General features: G+C 62.1%; 6 protein-coding genes. 2 read left to right on the forward strand and 4 right to left on the reverse strand.

Annotation, left to right across the window (positions count from 1 at the left end; translation table 11 throughout):
* Window positions 1–12 precede the first annotated feature (12 nt).
* The gene (locus tag EN943_RS35260) at window positions 13–420 is read right to left on the reverse strand and encodes a hypothetical protein (protein ID WP_127416410.1); all 408 of its coding nucleotides are present in this window, start codon (window positions 418–420) and stop codon (window positions 13–15) included.
* 489 nt (window positions 421–909) lie between these two features.
* Between EN943_RS35260 and EN943_RS35265 the strand changes: the two genes are divergently transcribed.
* Window positions 910–1590, forward strand: coding sequence for a ParA family protein (locus EN943_RS35265; protein ID WP_127416411.1), 681 nt, complete (start codon window positions 910–912; stop codon window positions 1588–1590).
* A complete protein-coding gene (locus tag EN943_RS35270) occupies window positions 1587–1994 on the forward strand; it encodes a hypothetical protein (RefSeq protein ID WP_127416412.1) in 408 nt (135 codons plus the stop codon). The genes EN943_RS35265 and EN943_RS35270 overlap by 4 nt, the downstream gene beginning before the upstream one ends.
* 118 nt (window positions 1995–2112) lie before the next feature.
* Here EN943_RS35270 and EN943_RS35275 read toward each other — a convergent pair whose 3' ends face one another.
* The 3 genes from EN943_RS35275 to EN943_RS35285 form a co-directional block, all read right to left on the reverse strand.
* A complete protein-coding gene (locus EN943_RS35275) occupies window positions 2113–2454 on the reverse strand; it encodes a hypothetical protein (protein ID WP_127416413.1) in 342 nt (113 codons plus the stop codon).
* 58 nt (window positions 2455–2512) lie between these two features.
* Window positions 2513–2836: a DUF736 family protein gene (locus EN943_RS35280; protein WP_006205585.1), complete on the reverse strand. Its 324-nt coding sequence runs from the start codon at window positions 2834–2836 to the stop codon at window positions 2513–2515.
* A 709-nt stretch (window positions 2837–3545) separates the two neighbouring features.
* A complete protein-coding gene (locus EN943_RS35285) occupies window positions 3546–4079 on the reverse strand; it encodes a hypothetical protein (RefSeq protein ID WP_127416414.1) in 534 nt (177 codons plus the stop codon).
* Between the last annotated feature and the right edge of the window lie 327 nt (window positions 4080–4406).

Genomic DNA, 4406 nt, shown 5'->3' on the forward strand with positions numbered 1-4406 from the left:
CAAGACGACCGCTCATGGCCTGGCCTCCCTCGCCTTGCGAGACTCGACGGTCATCGTTTTCAGTTCATCGCGAAACTGCCGCACAAGGTCGCCCACGGCGATCAACGCCTGCTCAAGATCCTCATCATGGGCAACGCGGCCGTCGTTCATGGCGCGCACGGCTTGATTGAAATTGACGCCGACACGTCGCAGCTGATCGGTCATGTCCACGATCGCCGGCCGCAACGCCTCTGTCGCGATAGGCAGGTGCCCCGCCTCTGCCCGCACCAGACGCCGGACCACCTCGCTGACAGTTACGCCGTCCCGCTCAGCAATGGCTTTGAGGCCGGCCAGCTCGTCACCCGAAAACCGGATGTGCGTCACCTCGCCATAGCGTCGTGACGCGCTCTTCACCGCAGCTCTCTGGGCGTCTGCATCCATCTCTCAAGCCCGCTTGCGGGCGCTAAGGCCCGCCAGGGCCGCGCTCCTATTTTTGTGTGTATCACAAAATAGGCTATCCTGCCAGTAGAAACAGGGGAAGGGAGGTGAAAACGGCCGCGGACGCCCCTCCTCCCAACTAGCCAGTTTTCACTCCAGACCGCCGGTACGCAACGTCGTGATGTTTCCATCGTGATTTGTTGTGATGTGTCTATGATGCGGTGAGGACTTGTCTCCATGTTAACATGGAGACATCCGAGCGGTTCGCTGGCGGGGATCGGCCCACCGGATCTCCTCCTCACTGAAGATAGCAGCGCGCAAAAATTGCGCCTGTGATCGAGCCTTTACGATGCGCGCCTGGGTTGCTAAACCGGTCTGCCGCGTTGACTATGTCACCATGTTTCGACCGTGACATTAATTCCATGTGTCCATGATGACTTGTTTCCATGTTAACACGGAGACAAGGAGACAACGCCCGGAAGGAGGCCCCCCATGATCATCTCCGCTGCGATCCCCAAGGGCGGCACTGGCAAATCGACGCTGCTGCGCACCCTCGCATCCGTCGCGCTGCATCGCGGCTATTCGGTCACTCTTATCGACGGCGACCGGCGGCAGAATATGAACCGCTGGTTCGAGATGCTGGGCGAAGCTGGCAATCGCCCTGACAGGCTCCAGCTGGTAAGCGCGATGACCCCGCAGGAAATCCTCGACGCCGCAGCCACTCACAACGGTGAGCGCTCCGTCGTCTTGATCGATACGGAAGGCACCACCAATGACAACCTCATGGCCGGACTCTTCGCGGCCGATATTGTCGTCGTGCCGGTCTATTTTGCCCTCGACGATGTGACCGCCGCCATCCAGATCACCGACCACTACATTCCGCTGGCGGTCGAGAGCCGGGGTAGACCGCTGCCTGCGATATTCGTGCTGACCAAGCAGACCATCATCGATGGCAGGGCGCGAGCCCTGACGGAACTGCGCGCCATCATCCAGGCCAACGGCACGCCGATTGCAGAACACGTCCTGCACAACCGCGTTGCCTATCGCGACCTCCAGACCGGGCAGACCCTTTACAGCCCCGCGGTGCCCGATGCGAAGGCGGTTGCCGAGAGCGAAGGAGTCTTCGACGACCTTCTGCAAACTTTCATCGAAGCCACGAGGAATGCGGCATGAGTGAAGAAACCGCGCCGAAACCCGGTGACGACAAGAAAGCCCGCATGATGAAGGCGATTTCCACGCAGCCGCCGGCGCTGCCGAGCATGTTCATCACACCGAAGGTCGAGACATCAGGGACCAAGGAGCAAGCTGCGCCACAGGTGCAGGTACCGACAAAGCCGTCCCCGGCAGTCGGGCCCGATTTTCGCAAGCTGCTGCGACAGGGTCAGAAAAAGGACCCCATCGCCGGAAAGAAGATGCGCGAGGAGGAGATGGTCCGCTGCGGCTACTACCTCACGGCGGCGGAGCAGCGGCAGTTCAAGTTGCTGGCGATCAGCAACGGGCACAGCATGACCGAACTGCTGCGGAAGGCCGTGCAGGATTATATCCACGTTCATAAGCACAAACTGCCGAAGGAATAATCGGGGGTTTGGAGTCGCTGTCTCTTGCTGTAGCGTGTGATGTTCGTGGCTCTCTTGCGACGCGCAAAAAAAGGGCCCGCGACGGAGCGCTCCGTCGCGGGCCCTGAGATGTGTTTGCCTACTTGGGTTGGTTGGGGTGTTTCAGCAGTTCCCCGAGGATGCCGTCCCGCTCCGGGCGCCCGCTGGCGGCCGCTTTGTCGTCGACCAGCTTTGCGGCCAATTCGGGCGGCAGCGGCATGAAGTCGTAGCCGTGTGCGATGGCGGCGTGGCGAAGATATCCAAGCGTTTCGAAGGCATGATCGTGGGTGCCAAGCCAGAGTGCGGGCTCGTCGGTCTCCTCGTGCGGGAACGCCTGCAGGAAATAGGTCCGGAGCGGTGGGTCGTAGCCGATGACGGCGTCGGGATCCGAGCGGACTTTTCCGGTGACGGTACCAGTGACGGTGATGGTGTAGCGGCTCATTGCAACCTCCTTTTGCCGGTTGGGAAGCCGGCCCCTCGAAGGGCCGGCTTCCGATGCCTCACTGGGGGTTGTTCCAGAGGATGACCTTCTTGTTTTCCTCGCCACCCGGGGCGGGAGCGAGATTGCCGAAGATCACGCCGATCTCGGGGGCTTCCAGCTTGACCGAGAGGTATTCCTCTCCCGAACGCTGGGAGATGCGATGCCAGCCGGCTCCGATCTCGAAGCCCGTGCGCTTGTTGACGATCCGGTAGTCGGGCGCGTCCTCTCGCGACTTGTTGGTGTTCGGGATAAGGGTGATCGGGGCGTTGACCCGGAGCGTGGCAAAGACGCCTTCCATCGAGCCGTCGGCCTTGGTGGTGAGGTTTGCGATCGTGGTGGCCATGATAGTTCTCCTTCGGTTGCATCGGGACCATTCCCGATGGCGCCAAAGGAGAGGGCCGTCCTGCTGCGGTCATCTCGGCGAAAATTCTTGAAAATTCTATTTGCCGAAAAATTGCGGGCAGGCCCTTCGCCTGCCCGCAGACCAAAAACAGAAATCGAATTTTCCTGAATATTCGCCGAGTGTACCCCCAACGGGGGTTGACCGCACAAAGCAGGCGGTCGTCTACAAAGGCGACATGAAACGGGAATGGCCCGGATGCGACCGAAGGAAAAGAACTCAGGCCGCCATCGCTAGACCGCCGACGCAACGGTGCCGGATCGCAGGAACATGCTGCAGCCTCTCGGGTCATGTCGTCGGCATTGCCCACACATCGAAAAGCAGCCTGGCGCGTGACCGCCTTGCGTGTTCGGTATGGCGGCATAGCGGTTTCGATATCGGGGCCGGCTGGCAGCGGCCTTCACGCCCCCCCGGGGATGATACCGCGCAGTCAGGTTGGATGACCCGGCAAGCCAGCATGTTGTTCGGCACGCTTGCACCGCTTCAGAGGCGAGACGGGTCAAGATGATCATCCGCACAACGCCCCGCAGCTCTGCGCGTGGACCGGTTTCGAAAGGGGCCGGCAGTCCGCTCATACAAGTGGATTAGGCGACGAGAAGCCGGACCAACATATCGGATTGAACCCGCCGGGCTGTCGGCAGCACCGCATCCATCATTCTGGCAACGCCAGACGCTCCTCCGGCGTCATGCGGGCTTCGGCTTGGCGGCGAATGTCCGGACCGGCATGGCGGAGCATGGCACACCAGTCTTCCACATTGTACGTGGTCGCCATGCTGCCCCTGGCCAGATCGTAAATGACGCACGGCTTGTTCGCCATGGCGAGCCGAAGCACGTTGACGGCAGTGCCGGGTGACGCGCCATCCCAGACCATCATGCCAAAGTCGGCGCGCCGCGCCATCTCCCGGTCTTTGGCGGCGTGGACAAAGTCCCCTTTGGCATCGTCAGGAGAAGGAACATGGTAGGCGGCCCAGTCGCCCAGATTATTGCGGGGTTCCTTGCCGGCATGGAAGACGCCGACATGTTCGTACTTGTAGCCCGCGAGTAGGCCCTGCGCCTCGGCATCGGCTCCCGAGGCGTCGCCAATCAGCACGCCGTGCTCGGCAGCAACGATTGCGCCGATGCGAGTGACGGCAGGTTCCGGCAGCTCGAATACTTCGATTGATCCACCTATGAATATCATCGACATCGTGACTTTCCCTTCTCTCCAGCGTCCCCCGCCCCCGCGCCGGCCGCCCTCTCCCTCTGGCCCTGCGCGAGGGATCGTCACCCGAAGGCCGAGACGGCGAAGCCGGCGCGGGGAGCGGCGGGACGCCGCGACTAGAGCCCGGCCGGCCGCAGGCCGGCGCGCCCAGGCCCTGAACCGCTGCCGGAGGTGCTACGCGCGCGGACTAGCGGCCTTCGGCCAGCCAGAGGCTCACGTCCTGGATCAAGTGGATCAGGATAGACGGGTTGTCCCGCGACGACTTTAGTCCACGTCCCAAGGCCGAACCCGACCGGGCGGTCGGGTTCGGCC

Source organism: Mesorhizobium sp. M7A.F.Ca.US.006.01.1.1, assembly GCF_003997935.1.
Taxonomy (GTDB): Bacteria; Pseudomonadota; Alphaproteobacteria; order Rhizobiales; family Rhizobiaceae; genus Mesorhizobium.

What these genes read in the sequence shown, in the direction of transcription:
- EN943_RS35280 (WP_006205585.1), bottom strand. Translation starts at nt 2,836, where the DNA reads ATGGCCACCACGATCGCAAACCTCACCACCAAGGCCGACGGCTCGATG.
- EN943_RS35265 (WP_127416411.1), top strand. Translation starts at nt 910, where the DNA reads ATGATCATCTCCGCTGCGATCCCCAAGGGCGGCACTGGCAAATCGACG.
- EN943_RS35260 (WP_127416410.1), bottom strand. Translation starts at nt 420, where the DNA reads ATGGATGCAGACGCCCAGAGAGCTGCGGTGAAGAGCGCGTCACGACGC.
- EN943_RS35285 (WP_127416414.1), bottom strand. Translation starts at nt 4,079, where the DNA reads ATGTCGATGATATTCATAGGTGGATCAATCGAAGTATTCGAGCTGCCG.
- EN943_RS35270 (WP_127416412.1), top strand. Translation starts at nt 1,587, where the DNA reads ATGAGTGAAGAAACCGCGCCGAAACCCGGTGACGACAAGAAAGCCCGC.
- EN943_RS35275 (WP_127416413.1), bottom strand. Translation starts at nt 2,454, where the DNA reads ATGAGCCGCTACACCATCACCGTCACTGGTACCGTCACCGGAAAAGTC.